The 18231-nt window shown below is 46.7% G+C and carries 18 protein-coding genes; 14 read left to right on the top strand and 4 right to left on the bottom strand.

Annotated elements, in window-relative coordinates:
* Positions 1-56 precede the first annotated feature (56 nt).
* The 7 genes from rlmN to spoVM all read left to right on the top strand — a co-directional run bounded on the left by rlmN (position 57) and on the right by spoVM (position 6606).
* A complete protein-coding gene (rlmN, locus tag G9U52_RS01235) occupies positions 57-1145 on the top strand; it encodes a dual-specificity RNA methyltransferase RlmN (RefSeq protein WP_243767076.1) in 1089 nt (362 codons plus the stop codon).
* Between the two features lie 8 nt (positions 1146-1153).
* Complete coding sequence (locus tag G9U52_RS01230; RefSeq protein WP_166144979.1) at positions 1154-1930, top strand: Stp1/IreP family PP2C-type Ser/Thr phosphatase; 777 nt, start codon at positions 1154-1156, stop codon at positions 1928-1930.
* A gap of 6 nt (positions 1931-1936) precedes the next feature.
* Positions 1937-4327 (top strand): Stk1 family PASTA domain-containing Ser/Thr kinase, encoded by a 2391-nt coding sequence (gene pknB, locus G9U52_RS01225; RefSeq protein ID WP_166144976.1) that lies wholly within the window; start codon positions 1937-1939, stop codon positions 4325-4327.
* A complete protein-coding gene (rsgA, locus tag G9U52_RS01220) occupies positions 4327-5286 on the top strand; it encodes a ribosome small subunit-dependent GTPase A (RefSeq protein ID WP_166144973.1) in 960 nt (319 codons plus the stop codon). Before pknB ends, rsgA begins: the two co-directional genes overlap by 1 nt.
* A 1-nt stretch (position 5287) precedes the next feature.
* Positions 5288-5941, top strand: coding sequence for a ribulose-phosphate 3-epimerase (gene rpe / locus G9U52_RS01215; RefSeq protein ID WP_166144970.1), 654 nt, complete (start codon positions 5288-5290; stop codon positions 5939-5941).
* A gap of 7 nt (positions 5942-5948) precedes the next feature.
* Positions 5949-6206 carry a hypothetical protein gene (locus G9U52_RS01210; protein WP_166144967.1) on the top strand — a complete coding sequence of 86 codons (258 nt, stop codon included), beginning with the start codon at positions 5949-5951 and terminating at the stop codon, positions 6204-6206.
* Positions 6207-6525: 319 nt separating this feature from the next.
* Positions 6526-6606 carry a stage V sporulation protein SpoVM gene (gene spoVM / locus G9U52_RS41260; protein ID WP_076232607.1) on the top strand — a complete coding sequence of 27 codons (81 nt, stop codon included), beginning with the start codon at positions 6526-6528 and terminating at the stop codon, positions 6604-6606.
* A 222-nt stretch (positions 6607-6828) separates the two neighbouring features.
* Here spoVM and rpmB read toward each other — a convergent pair whose 3' ends face one another.
* Positions 6829-7017, bottom strand: coding sequence for a 50S ribosomal protein L28 (gene rpmB, locus G9U52_RS01200; protein ID WP_166144964.1), 189 nt, complete (start codon positions 7015-7017; stop codon positions 6829-6831).
* Positions 7018-7248: 231 nt separating this feature from the next.
* Here rpmB and G9U52_RS01195 point away from each other — a divergent pair, with 231 nt between their 5' ends.
* The 7 genes from G9U52_RS01195 to G9U52_RS01165 all read left to right on the top strand — a co-directional run bounded on the left by G9U52_RS01195 (position 7249) and on the right by G9U52_RS01165 (position 16920).
* The gene (locus G9U52_RS01195) at positions 7249-7629 is read left to right on the top strand and encodes an Asp23/Gls24 family envelope stress response protein (RefSeq protein ID WP_166144961.1); all 381 of its coding nucleotides are present in this window, start codon (positions 7249-7251) and stop codon (positions 7627-7629) included.
* Between the two features lie 55 nt (positions 7630-7684).
* Complete coding sequence (locus G9U52_RS01190) at positions 7685-9490, top strand: fatty acid kinase ATP-binding subunit FakA (protein ID WP_166144958.1); 1806 nt, start codon at positions 7685-7687, stop codon at positions 9488-9490.
* Between the two features lie 51 nt (positions 9491-9541).
* Complete coding sequence (locus G9U52_RS01185) at positions 9542-10393, top strand: fatty acid kinase binding subunit FakB (RefSeq protein WP_166144955.1); 852 nt, start codon at positions 9542-9544, stop codon at positions 10391-10393.
* A gap of 1 nt (position 10394) precedes the next feature.
* Positions 10395-12449, top strand: coding sequence for an ATP-dependent DNA helicase RecG (gene recG, locus G9U52_RS01180; protein WP_166144952.1), 2055 nt, complete (start codon positions 10395-10397; stop codon positions 12447-12449).
* Positions 12450-12535: 86 nt separating this feature from the next.
* On the top strand, positions 12536-12823 hold the full coding sequence (locus G9U52_RS01175; protein ID WP_166144949.1) for a stage VI sporulation protein F: 288 nt from the start codon (positions 12536-12538) through the stop codon (positions 12821-12823).
* Positions 12824-12914: 91 nt separating this feature from the next.
* Entirely contained in the window at positions 12915-14255 is a 1341-nt protein-coding gene (locus tag G9U52_RS01170; protein ID WP_166144946.1) for a right-handed parallel beta-helix repeat-containing protein, read from the top strand.
* A gap of 283 nt (positions 14256-14538) precedes the next feature.
* Positions 14539-16920 carry an S-layer homology domain-containing protein gene (locus G9U52_RS01165; RefSeq protein WP_166144943.1) on the top strand — a complete coding sequence of 794 codons (2382 nt, stop codon included), beginning with the start codon at positions 14539-14541 and terminating at the stop codon, positions 16918-16920.
* A 69-nt stretch (positions 16921-16989) separates the two neighbouring features.
* On the opposite strand, the gene G9U52_RS01160 is transcribed toward G9U52_RS01165, so the two are convergent.
* The 3 genes from G9U52_RS01160 to G9U52_RS01150 form a co-directional block, all read right to left on the bottom strand.
* Positions 16990-17424 (bottom strand): universal stress protein, encoded by a 435-nt coding sequence (locus G9U52_RS01160; RefSeq protein ID WP_166144940.1) that lies wholly within the window; start codon positions 17422-17424, stop codon positions 16990-16992.
* A 95-nt stretch (positions 17425-17519) separates the two neighbouring features.
* A complete protein-coding gene (locus G9U52_RS01155) occupies positions 17520-18011 on the bottom strand; it encodes a hypothetical protein (protein ID WP_166144937.1) in 492 nt (163 codons plus the stop codon).
* A gap of 6 nt (positions 18012-18017) precedes the next feature.
* On the bottom strand, positions 18018-18230 hold the full coding sequence (locus tag G9U52_RS01150; RefSeq protein WP_166144934.1) for a DUF2536 family protein: 213 nt from the start codon (positions 18228-18230) through the stop codon (positions 18018-18020).
* Position 18231 lies beyond the last annotated feature (1 nt).

Below are 18231 nucleotides of genomic sequence, written 5' to 3'. Positions count from 1 at the left end.
GATGTGGTTAGTACTTATAGCCATGCGCGAACTAACCAAACAGGTCGTGATGATGGATGAAAATGATAGATTCTAATAAAGAATTAGGTATTGAAGCCAAGCCGTATGTATATGACCTCACGTTAGAGGATTGGCAGGATTGGATTCAGTCTATTGGTGAGTCTGGTTTTCGTGCGGGGCAAATTTTTGACTGGTTGTACGTGAAACGCATTTCCCAATTCGACGAGATGACCAATTTACCCAAGTCACTGCGAGACACAATGAGCGAGCATTTTGCTTTTGTTACGATGACCGAGGTAGCCAAGTATGAATCCAAAGATGGCACTGTCAAATTTTTATTTGAGCTGTCCGATCGCAATGCAATTGAAACGGTCATTATGAAGCATAGCTATGGCAACAGCGTATGTGTAACTACACAGGTAGGCTGTCGTGTCGGATGTACGTTTTGTGCTTCCACGTTAACAGGGCTGATCCGCAATTTAACACCAGGTGAAATTATTGCGCAGGTAGTCAAATCGCAGCAATTGCTGGACGCGACGGGCGAGCGAGTTAGCAGCATCGTGATTATGGGGATTGGAGAGCCGTTTGAGAATTATGAGGCGATGATGAAATTTCTCAAAGTCATGATCCATCCCAAAGGTTTGAACATTGGGCAACGCCATATTACCGTATCAACAAGCGGGATTGTACCTAATATATACCGCTTTGCTGATGAAATGACGCAGATTAATTTGGCGATTTCCATTCATGCGCCTAATGATACGCTGCGTTCTAAGCTGATGCCAGTAAATCGACGTTTTCCTTTTGCCCAATTAATTGAAGCCTGTCAATATTATGTAACCAAAACAGGACGGCGAATTACCTTTGAATATGCGTTAATGGGTGGGGTTAACGACCGTCCTGAGCATGCCGAAGAGCTGGCCCAAGTGTTAAAAACGTTCCCGATGGCTCATGTGAATTTGATTCCGGTCAATTTTGTAACGGAACGGGATTATGTCAGGACGCCTCGTGATGATATTTTTACATTTCATCGAATTCTAGAACGCAACAAGATTAACTCCACGATCCGCAGAGAGCAAGGAAGCGATATTGCAGCAGCCTGCGGGCAGCTGCGAGCGAAGCATATGGAGTCAGGTGCGAGGTGAAGAGAACGATGCTAAAAACAGCTGCTCTTACAGATATTGGACGCGTCCGTTTAGTCAATGAGGATCGAGCAATTGTTCAAGAGAAATTGAACGGGTTTGCAGTAGCGATTCTCGCAGATGGAATGGGTGGGCATCAAGCAGGGGATATAGCCAGCCAGATGGCGGTTGATATTATACACCAACAGCTGCAATTGATTCCAGCGGATGCGCCAGTTGAGGAACGTAAAAGCTGCCTGAAAGACGCAGTGGAGCTTGCGAATGAGAAAATTTTTGAATTCGCCTCCCAGCGGGAAAACTATCATGGCATGGGAACGACAGTCGTCGCGGCTGTAGCGGATGAGCATACCATTGTTATCGGGCATGTAGGTGATAGCCGTGTTTATCGGATTCAACCGGGTGGTATTGAGCAATGGACCGAGGATCATTCCTTGGTCAATGTGCTTGTTAAAAGCGGGCAAATTACCCGCGAGGAAGCCAGCCATCATCCACGTCGTAATGTATTGACGCGTGCTTTGGGTACGGAATCGACGATTGAAGTCGATATCCAGGATCAAACATGGAACTCAGGAGATGTACTGCTGCTTTGCAGCGACGGACTGAGCAGCTTAGTTAGCACTGAACAAATTTTGAACCCTGTCAATGGAACAGGATCCTTGGAAGATAAAGCAAGAATGCTTATCAATGAGGCATTAAATGCTGGCGGAGATGACAATGTAACGGTAGTTCTTGTCAGCAATGAGCACGATGCAATCCCCAAGGCTGAAGTCGATTATGAAGAGAGGTGATGATGAATGAGAGGCACGCAGCTGGGAGGCCGTTACGAGATCCTGGATCGTATGGGCGGTGGCGGAATGGCCATTGTCTATCGAGCTATGGATATTTTGCTGCACCGGCACGTTGCCGTTAAAGTTCTCCGACCGCAATATGTGCATGACGAGGAATTTATCGAAAGGTTCCGGCGTGAGGCACAAGCAGCGGCTTCATTGTCACACTCCAATATCGTAAGTATATATGATGTCGGCCACGAAGAAGAAATCCACTATATCGTAATGGAATGCATCGAAGGAACGACGCTGAATGACCTCATTAAAGCGAAGGCACCCCTGCAGGTTGAGGAAGCGATCCGTATTTCCAGCCAAATCTGCGAAGCCCTTGAGCATGCGCATTTGAACCAAATTATTCATCGGGACATTAAGCCCCATAACATACTTATCGGTCGAAATGGCAGAGTCAAGGTTACGGATTTTGGTATCGCCCGGGCTGTGACTTCGTCAACGATTACCCAAACAGGTTCGGTAATGGGCTCGGTGCACTATTTTTCACCTGAGCATGCTAAAGGAACGTTTACAGGCGAGCAATCCGATTTATATTCCCTTGGTATTGTGATGTACCAGATGTTAACGGGACGGTTGCCGTTCATAGGTGAGAGTCCCATTAGTGTGGCCTTAAAGCATTTGCAAGAAAATGTAGAGGATCCCCGCAAGGTGAATCCCTTAATTCCCCAAAGCGTAGAGAATGTCATTCTAAGGGCAGTCCGCAAAAACCCATCTGACCGTTACAGCTCAGCCAGCCAGATGCTGGAGGATTTGGATAGCTGTCTGGAGCCTGGCCGGCGTAATGAAGCGAAGCTGATGTTTAAGGATATCGATGAGCTGGACGAGGAAAAAACAAGAGTAATTCCAGCGATAAGACCGGGGCAATATGCACCTATGCATGACGACGATGAAGAGGATGAGCTTGGGAATAGTATACATCCTACTGGCATCTCTAAAAAAAGAATCTGGATTAAACCGCTGGTTTGGGTTGTCGTCTTGTTGGGACTGCTTGGCGGGATGTGGTATATGGTTGGGTACGTTAAGGCGAGCATGAAGGTTCAAGAAGTTCAAGTCCCAAACGTTGTTAATAGACCATTATCCGAAGCGCGTCAAATGCTTAAGGATGCCCAATTGGTAGATGATGTCATTTATGAAGAATCCAGAGAGGTGCCCAAGGATGTTGTCATCAGCCAAAGTGGCAGCAATATGAGCTTATTGATCAAAAGTAAAGTAACTTTGCACGTTAGTAAAGGTATTGATGTGCAAAAGATGCCCAACCTTGTAAGCTCCAATCTTGCAGATGCCAAAACCGCATTGATGGTCATGGGCATTAAAGAAGACCGAATTGCCACGGAGCAAATTTTCGGGGAAAAAGATCCTGGCACCGTCTTACAGCAACTGCCTGTTCCAGAGGCGATAATTGATCCACTTAAAGTAACAGTTAAGCTAACAATAAGTAAAGGCAAGGAAACCTTCAAAATGAAGGATTTAGTTGGCTTGTCTGAGGAAGCCGCTAAAGCGTTGATTACAGCCAGCAAGCTTAAGATTGAGACTGGCGGGGTTACTTATGAAGCGAGCTATAAACAGCCAAAGGGTCGAGTTATTAAGCAATTTCCTTATGAGCATGAGGATGAGGTTTCACCTGGCGAGGTGATTAAGCTGGTCATTTCTTCCGGCTTGCCAGAGGAAGCAGGTCCAATGACGATTAAGGTGCCTTATGCACCTGCAACCGACGGTAAAGCCACATCGATAACAGTTACTTTAACCGATGCCCAATATGAAGAGTTTGATTATAAAGTGATCCCGAATGTAACCAAAGCCGCTACGGCCGAGGTGAAGCTGGTTGTGGCTCCAGACAAAAATGCGATTATTAAGGTAAGGCAGGAAAATGAGCTCATTGAGCTGATAACCGTCACTTATCAAGACTATGTTGCACAGAAAAATGGGAAGCCTTTTGTTGTTCCTACTAGTGGTTCGCCAGGCGCGACCAATCCTTCTACAGCCACACCAAAGCCTGGCACAGGGACGACAGCACCAGGGACAACGCAAGGAACAACAGTGCCTGGCGGAACCCCTACGACGCCTACAACCCCGACTGCACCGGGAGCTGGAGGCACGGGCAATACGGGTGCCGGAACTGGCACGAAGCCTGGAACAACAACGCCAGCGACATCTGGAGGCACTACTCCGAATGTGCCTGCCACCGGCACGCCTAGCACGGGAGCCGGCACTGTGCCGCCTAGTACAGGCACGGGAACGACACCAGCAGGTGCTGGAGGGGTTACGCCAACACCTGCATCATCCATTCCAGCCGATCCAGCAAGTCTCAAGCCGGCTAATACAACTACTACAGGGGGCACAAATTAATGCCATCCGGCTTAATTATTAAGGCGCTTAGCGGGTTTTACTATGTTCTGCCTGATGGCGAGGAAAGCATGTCATCGATTCAATGCCGGGCACGTGGCATATTCAAAAACCGGGGGGAATCACCTCTGGTTGGAGACCGGGTCAAATATGAGTTAACAGATAACGGGGATGGTTCCGTAAATGAATTATATCCCCGCTCGACCGAATTAGTCCGTCCTCCAATAGCTAACGTGGACTTGGCGGTCCTCGTCTTTGCTGTTCAGGAGCCAGCTTTAAATTTGCAGCTGCTGGACAAGTTTCTTGTGCATACCGAGAGCTCTGGCCTTAACACAATCATTTGCTTAACCAAGCAGGATTTAAACGAGCAAGCGCCCGTTAAGGTGATTTCCGTGGAAGATGAAGGCACAGCCAGCATATTGGATGAGACGGAATTGCCGCAGACCGTGGATGAGGTCGTTCGATTATATGAAACGATCGGGTACCAGGTTGTGGTGACGAGCGCGAAGCTTGGCATTGGCATAGAGACGGTTATGGATCGTTTGAAAGGCTGTATTAGCGTATTTGCCGGCCAATCAGGCGTCGGCAAATCTTCATTGCTGAATGCTATGGTACCAGGCCTACATCTGGAAACCAACCAGATCAGCATGAAGCTGGGCCGAGGCAAGCATACTACACGCCATGTGGAGCTGATCCGTATTCCCAATGGGGGCCTTGTTGCCGATACGCCAGGCTTTAGCAGTCTCGATTTTATGCAGGTGAAGGAAGCTGAGGATTTAAGCAGCAGCTTTCGGGAATTCGAGAACTACTCAGGTCAATGTAAGTTTCGCGGCTGCTTGCATCTCCATGAGCCTGGATGCAAGGTCATTGAGGCTAAAGAGCAGGGATTGGTTGCCGCTTCCCGATACAAGCACTATTTGCATTTTCTGGGGGAAATTAAAGAGAGAAAGAGGAGATACTGATATGCTGATTGCACCGTCGATTTTATCCGCTGATTTTTCCAAATTAGGTGCCGAAATCGCCGATGCGGAGCAAGGAGGCGCGGATTGGATTCATGTGGATGTGATGGATGGCCATTTCGTGCCGAATATTACGATCGGTCCCCTTATCGTCGAAGCCATCCGCCCGCATACGACGCTTCCGCTTGACGTTCATCTGATGATTACGAATCCGGACGCTTACATACCAGCATTTGCTAAAGCGGGGGCGGATCTAATCTCCGTCCATGTTGAAGCCTGCACGCATCTGCATCGCACCTTGAACTTCATTAAAGAGCATGGGATCAAAGCTGGTGTTGTATTGAATCCGGCAACATCGCTCTCTTCCATTGAATATGTAATGGATGAAGCGTTAGATTTCGTGCTGTTAATGACGGTCAACCCTGGATTTGGCGGGCAGAGGTTTATTAGTGGCATGCTGCCAAAGATCACGAAGCTGCGCAATATGCTGGACGAACGGGGTCTTCAGCATGTTGATATTGAAGTGGACGGCGGGGTTAACGCCGATACGGCGCGGCAGGTCGTGGCTGCGGGTGCAAATGTACTGGTAGCAGGCAATGCGGTATTTGGCCGCGCAGACCGTGCAGAAGCGATTCGGCAAATACGGGGCGAGGAGTGAACAGAGGTTGAGATTTCTTACTGTATTAGGGTACAGCCTAGTAGCTGCCATCTTACTTAGCCTTTTCTCACAAATTCAAGATTTGCTTAAATATTTATTTTCCTTGGGTGCCTTGTATGTAGGGGTACAATTTTTCAAAAGGCATGAAGCATTGGGGATGCGGATTAGTTTTGTCGCAGCGACCATTGTGCTGTATTTTATCATTGCAATCATTTATGCTATGTACCTAGCCGTTACAACCGGGCAGTTGCCTCCTCCGGCGTAGGCAATAGATCTCGTTCGTATGCGTGAACGTTAATAGAAAACTGTCATAGTTTGGCTAAATGACACATAGACTGGTTACAAAAGTTTCGGCTTTTGTAGCCTTTTTTTGTTTATTTGTGGGGGTGGCAAATGGGATAGGCACTTTTTCCGAACTGCCTGAATATAATGGAGTATGAAGAACCATGTTCCTGGTCAGATGGCTGTAAAGAACGTCAGGAAAAGACAAACCCATTCTGGATGGATGGTGCCAGCACGCAAGTAGCTTCTGCGAAAGGCTTCAATCACAAGTTGATGTTACGAACACTGAAGGAGGGGTAGAAGTGAAATTTTACACAATCAAGCTACCAAGATTTTTGGGCGGATTAGTAAAAGCTGTGCTTCATACATTCAGTAAAAATTAAGGGGGAAAGCCATGGTGAGCGAGCCGGTGCCAATCCTTCATAGGAAACACTAAAAAAAGCACCTGCGCGCAGGTGCTTTTTGTCCGTAGACCGGAAGTCCATGTAAGTTTACTGGATTAAAGCCAGACAAACGTGAACCGCCCTAAGGTAGGGATTCCAATGAAGGAGCTTGCTTGAGCAAGCTTTCAGGACGGTAAAGCGATTATCCTTCATCAAGTGAAACTACACGCGTGCGATTTTGCCGGATTTCAAAGCCCTTGTGCTAACATAAACACGCTTTGGTTTGCCGTCCACTAGAATACGAACCTTTTGGACGTTAACACCCCAAGTTCGTTTATTCTTGTTATTCGCATGAGAAACGTGATTACCTGTTCCAGGTTTTGCGCCGGTAATGAAACATTTGCGGGACATTGTATTACACCTCCTTAACAGCTCCAAAGAGCAAGAAAGCTTGCCTTCGGGACGATCTTTCTACAAATTAAGAGTATTCAAAAACATACTTGAATATCATATCACAGCATAATAAATGCCGTCAATGTTGCAATGGCGTTTATTAGGGCGAATAGCCTTATTTATTTATTTATTGCTTCCAATATAGTAGAATGTACATAGAAACATGGGTAAACCAAAGGAGCTGTAAAGATGACGGTTGAGCTGGACACGGAATATGGAAAAATTTATGTGGCTGATGAAGTCATCGCGATGTTGGCCGGAGCGGCTGCATTGGAATGCTACGGGCTTGTTGGCATGGCTACACGTAACCAATTCAAAGATGGGATTGCTGAATTGCTTAAGCGTGATAATTCAAGCCGGGGTGTTGAACTGGTGCGTGTTGGTCCAGAGACTGCAGGCGATCATCAGGAAATCATTATTAATCTCTACATTATTGTAAGCTATGGAACCAAAATATCCGTGGTTGCCTCGAACGTGCAAAGAAAAGTGAAATATATATTGAATGACGTTATTGGATTGAAGATCGAAACGATAAATATTTTTGTACAAGGAGTGCGTGTGGCTACTTAGCAGCAATAGAATCATTAACGATCGTCCTACATGATGTGGCAGAGGGGGAATATAGTTGAGTAAGCGCTTAAATATTATAAACGGAAATGATTTTATCCGTATGATTGAGATTGGGGCAGAGCTGCTACATAAAAATGCTGAGAAAGTGAACGCGTTGAATGTATTTCCTGTACCTGATGGGGACACGGGCACGAATATGAACCTGACACTGACATCAGGGCTTGAAGAATTGCGCCGTCGGCCATCCCTTCATATCGGCAAGTCGGCAGAAGCGCTAGCTAAAGGATTGTTGATGGGAGCCCGAGGCAACTCCGGCGTCATCCTATCCCAGTTGTTTCGTGGCTTTGCCAAGGCAATTGTTAATTTTGAGGAGATTAATGGGGTGCAGTTGGCAGCGGCTTTCCAGCAAGGTGTAGATATGGCATATAAAGCGGTTGTTAAGCCAGTTGAAGGTACGATCCTGACCGTTGCCAAGGAAGCAGCCAAGCATGGAGTACTGCAAGCAGGTCGTATAACCGATGTGAATTTGCTTATGGGTGAGATCCAACATAAAGCAGAAGAAGCTTTATCCAAAACGCCAGAGCAACTGGCGGTACTGAGGCAGGTTGGCGTGGTGGATGCAGGTGGGCAGGGGTTATTGTATATTTATAACGGGTTTGTCCAAGCATTGGGGCAGGATCTGGGCGGGACGCACTTACTAGACGCGGACTATCCCGCAATCCGCAAGCCGAATGGAAATCGGGACTCCTCAGTAGCGGTCGCGACAGCTCCGAAGCTAGGGATGCCTCGTACGCCTATGGAGCCGATGAGCGCACAGTCGAAGCTCGCTACGGAGGATATTGAATTTGGCTATTGCACGGAATTTATGGTAACCTTGAATGCTTCGAAGCTGAAAGGCCATGAATTTATGGAGCAGCCTTTCCGTGAGCGCTTATCAGCGTTGGGCGATTCTTTGCTGGTCGTCTCTGACGATGAGCTAGTCCGGGTTCATATCCATGCTGAATATCCTGGCAGTGTAATGAATGTAGCCATGGAGTACGGCGAGCTAAGCCGAATTAAAATCGAAAATATGCGCGATCAGCATACCCATATTTTGATGGAAGAGCTGGAGCATGAAAACCAGGTTGTGCAATTGGCTGAGGATGCTTCTAGCACTGCGAAGCCTGCGATAGTGCAGGCGACTAGTGATGGCAAGGAGCTAAAGCGCTACGGCTTTATGGCAGTATCCGCTGGACCTGGGATAACCAGCATCTTTAAAAGTCTGGGTGTTGACCAAGTGATCCACGGTGGCCAATCGATGAATCCAAGCACTGAGGAGCTTGTCCTAGCTGTCAACCAAATCGCGGCACAAACGGTTTTTGTCTTTCCCAACAACTCCAATATTATTTTAGCCGCGCAGCAGGCTGCCCAACTAGTGGAAGATAAAACGTTAATTGTGGTTCCTACGAAAACCATACCACAAGGAATCGCGGCATTGTTTGCCTTTGGGGAGCAAGAAGAGCCTGAGGCCAATCTTGAGCTTATGCGTCAAGCTGCAAGTCAGGTCCAATCGGGAGCTGTAACCTACGCGGTGCGGGATACATCCATTGATGGCATGGACATTAAGCAAGGTGATTTTATCGGTATCCATAACAGCCAAATTGTTACAGCCGAAACCGATTTGCAGGCTTCCTGCCAAAAACTCGTTGACGCCTTGCTGGCTGATGGAGGCGAGGTGGTTACAATCTACACGGGTGAAGAAGCGGATGAAGCGCAGAGCAAGCAGCTGGTGGATTATGTGAAGCAGAATTACACAGAGGTTGAGGTGGAAATCCATAAAGGTGGACAACCCGTTTATTATTACTTGATATCTGCTGAATAAATGAGGCAGGGCTAGAACAAATAACTTTTAACAATAAAAAGGGGGTATCTTGTGAATCAGGTGCGTATAGTGACGGATAGCACTTCAGATATTCCGATGGAGTTGCAGCAGGAATTAGGAATTCATATGGTCCCATTAAAGGTACATTTTGGCATGGACACCTATCGCGATGGAATCGACATAAGCTCCGGTGCTTTTTTCGACAAGCTGGTAGCGTCTTCCATACTCCCAACCACATCGCAGCCATCTCCGGTAGAGTTTTTGGAAACCTATAAACGGTTGGCAGCGGAATCCAGTGGCCCCATTATTTCTATTCATTTATCATCCGCGCTTAGCGGCACTTACCAATCAGCGATGTTGGCCAAATCGATGCTAGAGGAGCAGGTTGATGTTGTCGTTGTTGACTCTAAATTATGCTCTTATGGCTTGGGAATGATCGTAGTAGCCGCCGTTGAAGCCGCACGTGCCGGCAAAAGCAAGGAAGAGCTAGTGGAGCTTATTGAGAAGATGCGTGCTGGTATGAGGATTTATTTTCTTGTGAATACGCTGGAATATTTACAAAAAGGTGGACGGATTGGCAAGGCCGCAGCGTTGTTGGGTTCGTTGTTAAATATTAAACCGATCCTCTCAATGAATGCGGAGGGAGAGGTCTACTCCGTTAATAAGGTGCGAGGCCATAAAAAAGCACTGGATAAAATTGTCGAGATGTTAAATCGCGACTATAACGGTAAACCCTTGCATATCGGAATTGCCCATTCCAATACGGAAGCTGGAGCCCAAGAGCTTCATGAATTAATCAACGAGCATTTTACAGCCACTACCCTCCAGCATACCCAAATTGGCCCAGTCGTTGGAACACATACCGGTCCCGGAACCGTCGCTGTGTTCGTTTGCCCTATCTGATATGTCACTGAACTTATACGAAATTCCAGTCAAACAGGTACAGGGAGTGCGGGGGAAAAAGCCGGAGGAGCTATTAGCATTAGGAATTTCCACAGTTGGGGATTTATTGGACTATTATCCTTTTCGGTATGAGGATTATACAGTGCGCGATCTTGCAGAGGTAAAGGATGGTGACAGGATCACGGTTCAAGGCACGATTGTTGGGATGCCGCAGCTGCAAATGTATGGGCGTATCAAATCACGGCTTACTTGCAAAATTATCGTGAATTCCTTGTTTGTCACTGCCGTTTGGTTCAACCGCCATTTTATGAAGGATCAGCTTCAGGCTGGAACCGAGGTGGTATTGACCGGAAAATGGGACCAGAAGCGGCTGCATCTAACCGTCGCAGAGTCAGAGTTTCCTGGTAACGCCAATACGCAGACGGGCACGCTGCAGCCTGTATATTCAATAGCGGGACCCATCACGCAAAAATGGATGCGTAAAACGACCAAGCAAGCCCTCACCCAATACGGCGACTTGATCGAAGAGGTGCTGCCACAGATGCTGGTAGACCGTTATGGGCTTATCGGCCGCAAAGAAGCGATTGCGCTGCTGCATCTGCCAAGCTCACTCCGTGAAGGGCAGCAAGCGCGTCAGCGAATGGTCTATGAGGAGCTGTTCTTATTCCAGCTCAAAATGCAGGCATACCGAGCGCTTAACCATGACCGTGCAGACGGCGTTGCCCATCCGCTGGATTTGCCGGTAGTCAGAGCTTTTGTGCGGGCGTTGCCCTTTGTGCTAACAGAATCGCAAAAAAATGTGCTAGCTGAAATTTTGCATGATCTGCAGCAGCCTTTTTGCATGAGCCGGCTGCTGCAAGGCGATGTGGGTGCAGGCAAAACCGTCGTTGCCGCTACCGCACTATTTGCGGTTGTGAAGGCAGGCTACCAGGGAGCGCTTATGGTGCCGACAGAAATACTTGCCGAGCAGCACAAGCGTTCGTTGGACAAGCTATTTGAGCCTTATGGAATTGAGGTAGGGATCCTTACAGGCAGTGTCCCGGAGCGGAAGCGGCGAGACCTGCTGGGTTCATTGCAGCTGGGCTTGATCGATATTATCGTAGGCACGCATGCTTTGATCCAGGAAGGAGTCAATTTCCGCAATCTGGGGCTGGTGGTCACGGATGAACAGCATCGGTTTGGCGTGAACCAACGCAGTATCCTGCGGCGCAAGGGAATGAACCCCGATGTGCTCACGATGACGGCAACGCCGATTCCGCGCACTTTAGCCATCACAGCTTTTGGGGATATGGATGTATCTACATTACGCGAGCTGCCTAAAGGCCGCAAGCCGATTAAGACCTATTCCGTAACCCATGAAATGCTGGAACGCGTGCTCGGTTTTATTCGCAGAGAGGTGTCCGAAGGACGGCAAACCTATGTGATTTGCCCTTTGATTGAAGAATCAGAGAAGCTCGATGTGCAAAATGCGATCGATGTCCATGCGCAACTTCAATTCGCTTTCCCCGATTACAAGGTGGGACTGCTGCATGGGCGAATGGCTGCTTCGGAAAAGGATGAGATCATGCGCGCCTTCAGCGCTAACCAGCTTCATGTGCTGGTCTCGACCACAGTTATTGAGGTCGGAGTCGACGTGCCTAATGCTACCTTGATGGTGGTGTATGATGCCCACCGCTTTGGGCTTTCCCAGCTTCATCAGCTGCGTGGACGTGTTGGGCGTGGCGAGCACCAATCCTATTGCGTGCTGATCGCAGATCCAAAAAACGAGATCGGTAAGCAACGGATGAAGGCGATGACCGATACAAATGATGGCTTCGAAATCGCCCGACGCGATTTGGAGCTGCGTGGACCCGGTGATTTCTTCGGCACCAAGCAGAGCGGGCTGCCCGATTTCAAGCTGGCGGATATGGTAGCCGATTTTGAAACGATGGAGCAGGCTCGTGATGACGCGGCAGAGCTGGTGCGTACAGCGGATTTTTGGACAGCGGCTTCTTATGGAAAGCTCCATGAATTTCTGCGGCGTGAGCATATTTTTGAGAGTGAGCTGTTGGATTGAGATCTTTAATAATAGGCACATATTCCCGACCTCCGACATAGACTTAATTCAGGGTTCCTATTTTCACGGTCGGAGGTGTCAGAAGGATGAGTTACCAAAAATATGGGTTTGAGCCCGCTTTCGTAGAACGAATTAAGCTAAAGCTGAAAAACCCGAATACTAAAGAACGAATTAAGATGCTGCTGCAGGGCGTGACTAAATATGATTTGCAGGATCGTTCGAAGGTAAGGCGATTTGTCGGGATGTTATCCAAAGTGCTTGGTGAAAAGCTGACGGACCAACAGGCGGAAAATATGGTGAGCTTTGTTATCTCGCAAAAAATTGATCCGAACAGCACGTTTCATCTCATTAAGCTATGGAACATGTTTCGATAGCTTCAGCATCGATCTAGAATCCATTATAGGGTTGCCAGAGCGATCATTCCCAAGTTATAATTTGGGTAGATTGCTTTAAGGGGGACTTTCATTGCAACCACTGGAACCAACGGTCACCACAGATCTACCTACGAATAAACCGATCACCCGCAGACAGCTTTTGGCATCCTTAAGCGCTGCGGGTGTTCTAATAGCTGCAGGGTCAAGCTTTACAGGTGAAGCCCAAGCAGCCGCTGTTCCTATTGCCAACCCCAACTCATGGTGGTTTAATGTCAAGGATTTTGGTGCGCAAGGAAATGAACGTTACGACCAAGACGATGCAATGGCTATCCAAGCAGCTATTAATGAGGCTGCGATTTATGGAGGCACCGTCTATTTGCCAGCGGGACGATATGTGATTAAAACTGGATTATTTCTCCGTGGGAAGGTCCATTTGCTAGGAGCGGGCGTGGAAGCAACACGCCTTATAGCCGGACAAGCTAATTTGCAAATGATATTATGCCCAGCACAAATGAAACAATCCTCGATAGAAGGCATCACCTTTCAAGGGATGGGCAATCCTACGAGCTTGACTGGCTCAATGGTAGAGCGCGGCATTCATGTCCAAGAATCATCCTTCATTCGTATCCAACATTGTTCCTTTAGAAATATAGCCAATGGCGTGCATCTTGTTCGATCCGAGCATGTAAGTGTAACCGATTGCCTGTTCCTATCGATATTGGCCGCGGACAACGTCTACGAAGGTTATGGAGTAACAGCGGAGGGCGGATCTAATCTTAGGATTCAAAGCAACCATTTTAAAAACCTGGCTCGTACCTGCATTCAATTGGTAGCGGGCTGCTCCTATTGCTTAGTCTCAAGTAACATTATGGAAGCTTGCGGAGAGGCAGCCATTTTACTTTCGTCAAAGCTTACCGCATGCACTTATAATGTAATTGAAGGTAATATAGTGACAGCAGCTAAGCTGATTGACAAAGAAACGAGCTGCACGTACGGAATTCGACTTAAGGATTCCTGCAGCTATAACCATATTACCAATAACCATATCACCCGGTCGGCATCTGCCGGGATTCAGCTGGATGCCGTTGAAAATGCAGGGGATGATAGGCCTTATGGCAACGTGGTCACAGGCAATAAGATAGATACAAGCAGCAGTGGCATTGCTCTTCTTAATGGAACAGCGAATACGTTCAGCGGCAACGAAGTCCGAAGGGTTACGACGGGGATTTTAGTCGACACGATTGGTGAAGGCAATGCTTCATTTGCCAAGCAAAATATTGTTATAGGCAATAGCTTATTCCAATGCTCCACGGCGGCTGTAAAGCTGGGCTCGGCAAGCTGCCAGTCCAATACCGTATTCGGCAATGCTGGGTTCGATAATGGGGCAAACTTAAGCGATGGCGGAACGGACACCATAACGGTAGGTTTTTAAGCTGCACGATAGTTGACGAAACGGGCTACATAAATTTGGTAATGGCGATGAATACGATGAATTGCTGGAACCGAATCGCCATATCGACTGCGATGGTGCCGGGACAATAAAGGTAGAATTATTTTGTGAAAAAAGCATGTACGCCAACAATGAGCAGCGAGCATTGTTGGCGTACATGCTTTTTTATGATGTGACGTAACCTTTTTAGCTTTATGACGTACTAAAGGCTATAATGGAATGAATTACTAATTAGACCCCTCTGGGGAAAGGAGTCTGGCAACATATGAAAACGATCGGAATTGCTAGTATTGCAAGCCTATTCTTATTTAGCTCTATAGCCCAAGCTTCGGCCATGCCTGCGCCTACTGTAACAAGTACGCCACACAACCATTCTGAGGCTGCTACAACGGCTTCACCCGTGCCTGAAGTGCATCTAACTGACGATGAAGAGGTGCCTGCGGATACAAAAATAAAGCGGGAACATGCGATTGAATTGGCCAAGCAATACGTGGCAATACCAAACGGCTATATTTTACTAGAGGCAAGCTACCAACATGCATATGATGAGTTAAGTGAAATACTGGGGTCATGGACGGTTATCTTTACTAAAGAGAAAGAGGACGGGTTTTATGGGGAAATTAATGTAAGCATCGATTCCGATTCAGGCAAGCTGCATTCCTTCTATACAACTGAGGATAATCCACATAAGAAATATACATTTCCCCCTAAGGTGAATATGGAGCAGGCCAAACAAATAGCTTTGGATTACATAAACCAACTGAACCCGGATGATAAGTTACAGTTCCAATATGATAATCAATATGAGAATTCGTATCTTCGTCCGCTTATTGGTGAGGTTGAATATCCTTTGAATTTTGTTCGTATGGTGAATGGTATTGCATTTCCTTCCAACTATATCATGCTGAGTGTAAACGATGAAGGACAGATTCGTTCCTATATGAAGCAGTGGGATTCCAAAATTGTTTTTAAAGCGCCAGTTAAACCGATTTCAGCGAGCCAAGCCTCCGAGCAATTCAAAAAGTTTTCGGAAGTTTATCTCCAATATTTGCTGCCGGATGTGCCCAATGGTACCGCTTCACCAGCTATTGCGTATATGATGGATTCCATCATGGTAGATGCCGAGACGGGGGAAGCCTTATCGACGTCAGGCAACAAGCTGGAAAAGCAAGCTGCACCTGTTCCCGTTAGCGACAAGCCTTTGCTTGAGGCTAACCAAGCAGCATTAAATTTGACTAAGGAACAAGCTGCGATCCGTGTAGCGACACTCTTTCCGCTTCCCAAGGATGCCAAGCTTCAAGACGCCTACTACAATGAATCTACGGATCCTGTAACAGGTGTTGCTTCGTATGAATGGGAACTGAACTGGTCTGCTTTAACAGATAAAAAAGAGGGACCATCCATTCAAGCAACTATTAACAGCCGTACAGGGGCGATTACAGCCTATTCCAAATATGATTATTCCGTGGCCGATACGGTACCAACCCAGCCAGAGAAAGCAGCGCTTAGTAAAGATCAATTAAAAGCCAAGGCGATTGAAACTGTAAAAAAGCTGCTTCCTTCCTATGCACATGAATTGTTTCTTGACCCCGAATACGTGGAGATGGTCGCAGATGAATCGACAACCCTGTACAATACTGACTTTTATTTTCACCGTATCATTAATGGTGTGCACACCCAATATGATACCGTCAGCGTTTACCTGAACCAGGCGACAGGAGAGCTTGAAGGGCTCAGCAGCAGCCTGACAAATTCGTTATATCCGGCTACGCCACCTAAAGTGATTTCCGAGGAAACAGCCAAGGAAATACTTTTGTCACAGTACCAGGTTGAACAACAATATGCCATTGTAGAAGGCCTAGGTGCCTATACACAAACGCCTGTGGCTGTTTTTGAAGCAAAAGCTGCAGCTACGAACGCCTTGCCTAAACCTATTCAGGGACCATCGACAAGGCTGGTCTATCATTTAAAACCTATTTTTGAGTTCCGTGAGTCAACCTATTTGGATGCAGTTAGCGGTTTATGGAAAAATAATGAAACGAATCAAGTGGTCCAACCGCATAATTCGAATCCGGAAGATATGAAAGGCCATAAGGCTGAGGAAGCTCTCAAACTTATGCTAGATTATGATTTATTGGATGTAGTTGATGGCAAGGTTAAGCCGGATGCTTTAATTACCCGGGGAGAATTAGTGAAAATGCTAATTGGCACTATAAATGGTAACTACTATCCTGTTGCCTCTGATTATGCGGAGCGTGCTGCAAGCTTTTCGGATGTGGGCAAGGACTCCAAATATTTTCCTTACGTGGAAAGCGCGATCGATTATAACCTGATTGACCGGGCATCCGGTATATTCCAGCCAGATGCTGCGCTGAACAGAGCGGAAGTCGCCGATTTGATCGTTAGAGCCCTTGGGTATAAGCAGCTATCTGAGGTGGAAGGCTTATTCAATAAGAAAGCCACCGATATCGATGATTTGAATAACCAAGGTGCCATTGCTATTGTCAGCGCTTTACAAATAATGGGCTTGGAAGGGAATACATTCTCTCCCTATGAGCAGGTTACACGTGCACAAGCAGCTACAACCTTTTACAATTTTCTGAAAGCTCTATCCCAATTACAAAATAGTGGTGAAGAAAAAGTTTAATGGCATTAAATTGAAAAGCACACGCCGGATGGATAGGCGTGTGCTTTTATTTAGTGGATAGCTAAGCGCTTATTTTACGATCATTACGGGCACTTTTGCATGCTGCACAATATAATGACTGACACTCCCCAGGAAAAACTCCCGTATCGTGCTTAAGCCGCGGCTGCCTGTAATCAGGAGATCATGCTGCTTCTCCTCGGCATATTGGAGAATAGTTGCAGCTGGTGGTCCCTGTAGGAGCACATATTTAACTGGAAGGTTAGGTGGAATAGAGGCTTTGGCTTCATCAATCACTTCTTTGGCTTGTTCAATAATCAAGGGACGAGAGCTCGTGTCAACAAAGTAGGGTGTGCCTACAACAGAAGGGTAATGGTACACATGGATAATTTCCAGCTGTACATGCTGTAAAGCATTCGTTTCCTGTATCAAGGCAACCGCTTTTTCAAGTGCTTTTTTGGAAAGATTGGAACCGTCATACGCAACCAGGATTTTGGTGAATAACACGATAACCACCCCATCTGCGATAAATTGCTTACGCTTTCATTATACCACAAATAATGCAAAAAAGTCGGAATATTCCGACTATTTCCAAGCGACTGTTAATCCCAAATCCTATTCAAATCCTTCATCAACCAATCGTTACTTCCGTCCCTGGATAGGAACCAAATATTCGTGAATTTGCCAAGAGGGGGGCGAAGCGAATCTTTGGCTTGCAAAATTTGCGACATCCCGAATGAGGACGAAAGATTGCGAATAATTAAGCTATTCGGATAAGCATTTGAATAGGTCTGGATTTTGCTTTCCTTGATTTGTATGCGGAGGTTCAGCACGTCAATAAGCTGCTCAATGACTGCAAGCCTTTGAATATTGTCGATAGAACGACCCAATAGCCGCTTGGCTTCCTCTGCATCATAAAACAAATGAGTAATTTCCATGCCTATTTTGCGGCGGTAAGCGTCCTCCAGCACTGCATCCGGCTTTTCCTGCTGGTATAACAAGCGCAGCTTATTATCGTGGTTGCGGTTATAGATCTCGATCATAATTCGCACAGCGGCACGTTCTAAGGCACGTTTTTCGCGGTCATTTTTCATTGGAGGCTATTTAATTAACACTTTAAAATGTACAACAGCGCTGTAGTGCATTTTATTTTGCATGGGATTAAATACGACATTATGGCTTATTGCGAATACATCCAACATTAAGGCTTTGTTATTGTCGACTTGGTCAGAGATCTTTCTTTCCAGTGTTTTTAAATCATATGCCTCAAAAAATTCAATCTTATTTTCCATTTTATCCAACATAAAGCTCATC

Source organism: Paenibacillus agricola, assembly GCF_011440305.1.
Taxonomy (GTDB): Bacteria; Bacillota; Bacilli; order Paenibacillales; family NBRC-103111; genus Paenibacillus_S; species Paenibacillus_S agricola.
The sequence above is the reverse complement of the archived record's forward strand: the minus strand, read 5'-3'. Positions and strand labels throughout refer to the sequence as shown.

Excerpts from the sequence above, each read along its gene's own strand:
- rlmN (WP_243767076.1), top strand. The coding sequence starts at position 57 with ATGAAAATGATAGATTCTAATAAAGAATTAGGTATTGAAGCCAAGCCG.
- G9U52_RS01230 (WP_166144979.1), top strand. The coding sequence starts at position 1,154 with ATGCTAAAAACAGCTGCTCTTACAGATATTGGACGCGTCCGTTTAGTC.
- pknB (WP_166144976.1), top strand. The coding sequence starts at position 1,937 with ATGAGAGGCACGCAGCTGGGAGGCCGTTACGAGATCCTGGATCGTATG.
- rsgA (WP_166144973.1), top strand. The coding sequence starts at position 4,327 with ATGCCATCCGGCTTAATTATTAAGGCGCTTAGCGGGTTTTACTATGTT.
- rpe (WP_166144970.1), top strand. The coding sequence starts at position 5,288 with ATGCTGATTGCACCGTCGATTTTATCCGCTGATTTTTCCAAATTAGGT.
- rpmB (WP_166144964.1), bottom strand. The coding sequence starts at position 7,017 with ATGTCCCGCAAATGTTTCATTACCGGCGCAAAACCTGGAACAGGTAAT.
- G9U52_RS01195 (WP_166144961.1), top strand. The coding sequence starts at position 7,249 with ATGACGGTTGAGCTGGACACGGAATATGGAAAAATTTATGTGGCTGAT.
- recG (WP_166144952.1), top strand. The coding sequence starts at position 10,395 with ATGTCACTGAACTTATACGAAATTCCAGTCAAACAGGTACAGGGAGTG.
- G9U52_RS01175 (WP_166144949.1), top strand. The coding sequence starts at position 12,536 with ATGAGTTACCAAAAATATGGGTTTGAGCCCGCTTTCGTAGAACGAATT.
- G9U52_RS01165 (WP_166144943.1), top strand. The coding sequence starts at position 14,539 with ATGAAAACGATCGGAATTGCTAGTATTGCAAGCCTATTCTTATTTAGC.
- G9U52_RS01155 (WP_166144937.1), bottom strand. The coding sequence starts at position 18,011 with ATGAAAAATGACCGCGAAAAACGTGCCTTAGAACGTGCCGCTGTGCGA.
- G9U52_RS01150 (WP_166144934.1), bottom strand. The coding sequence starts at position 18,230 with ATGAGCTTTATGTTGGATAAAATGGAAAATAAGATTGAATTTTTTGAG.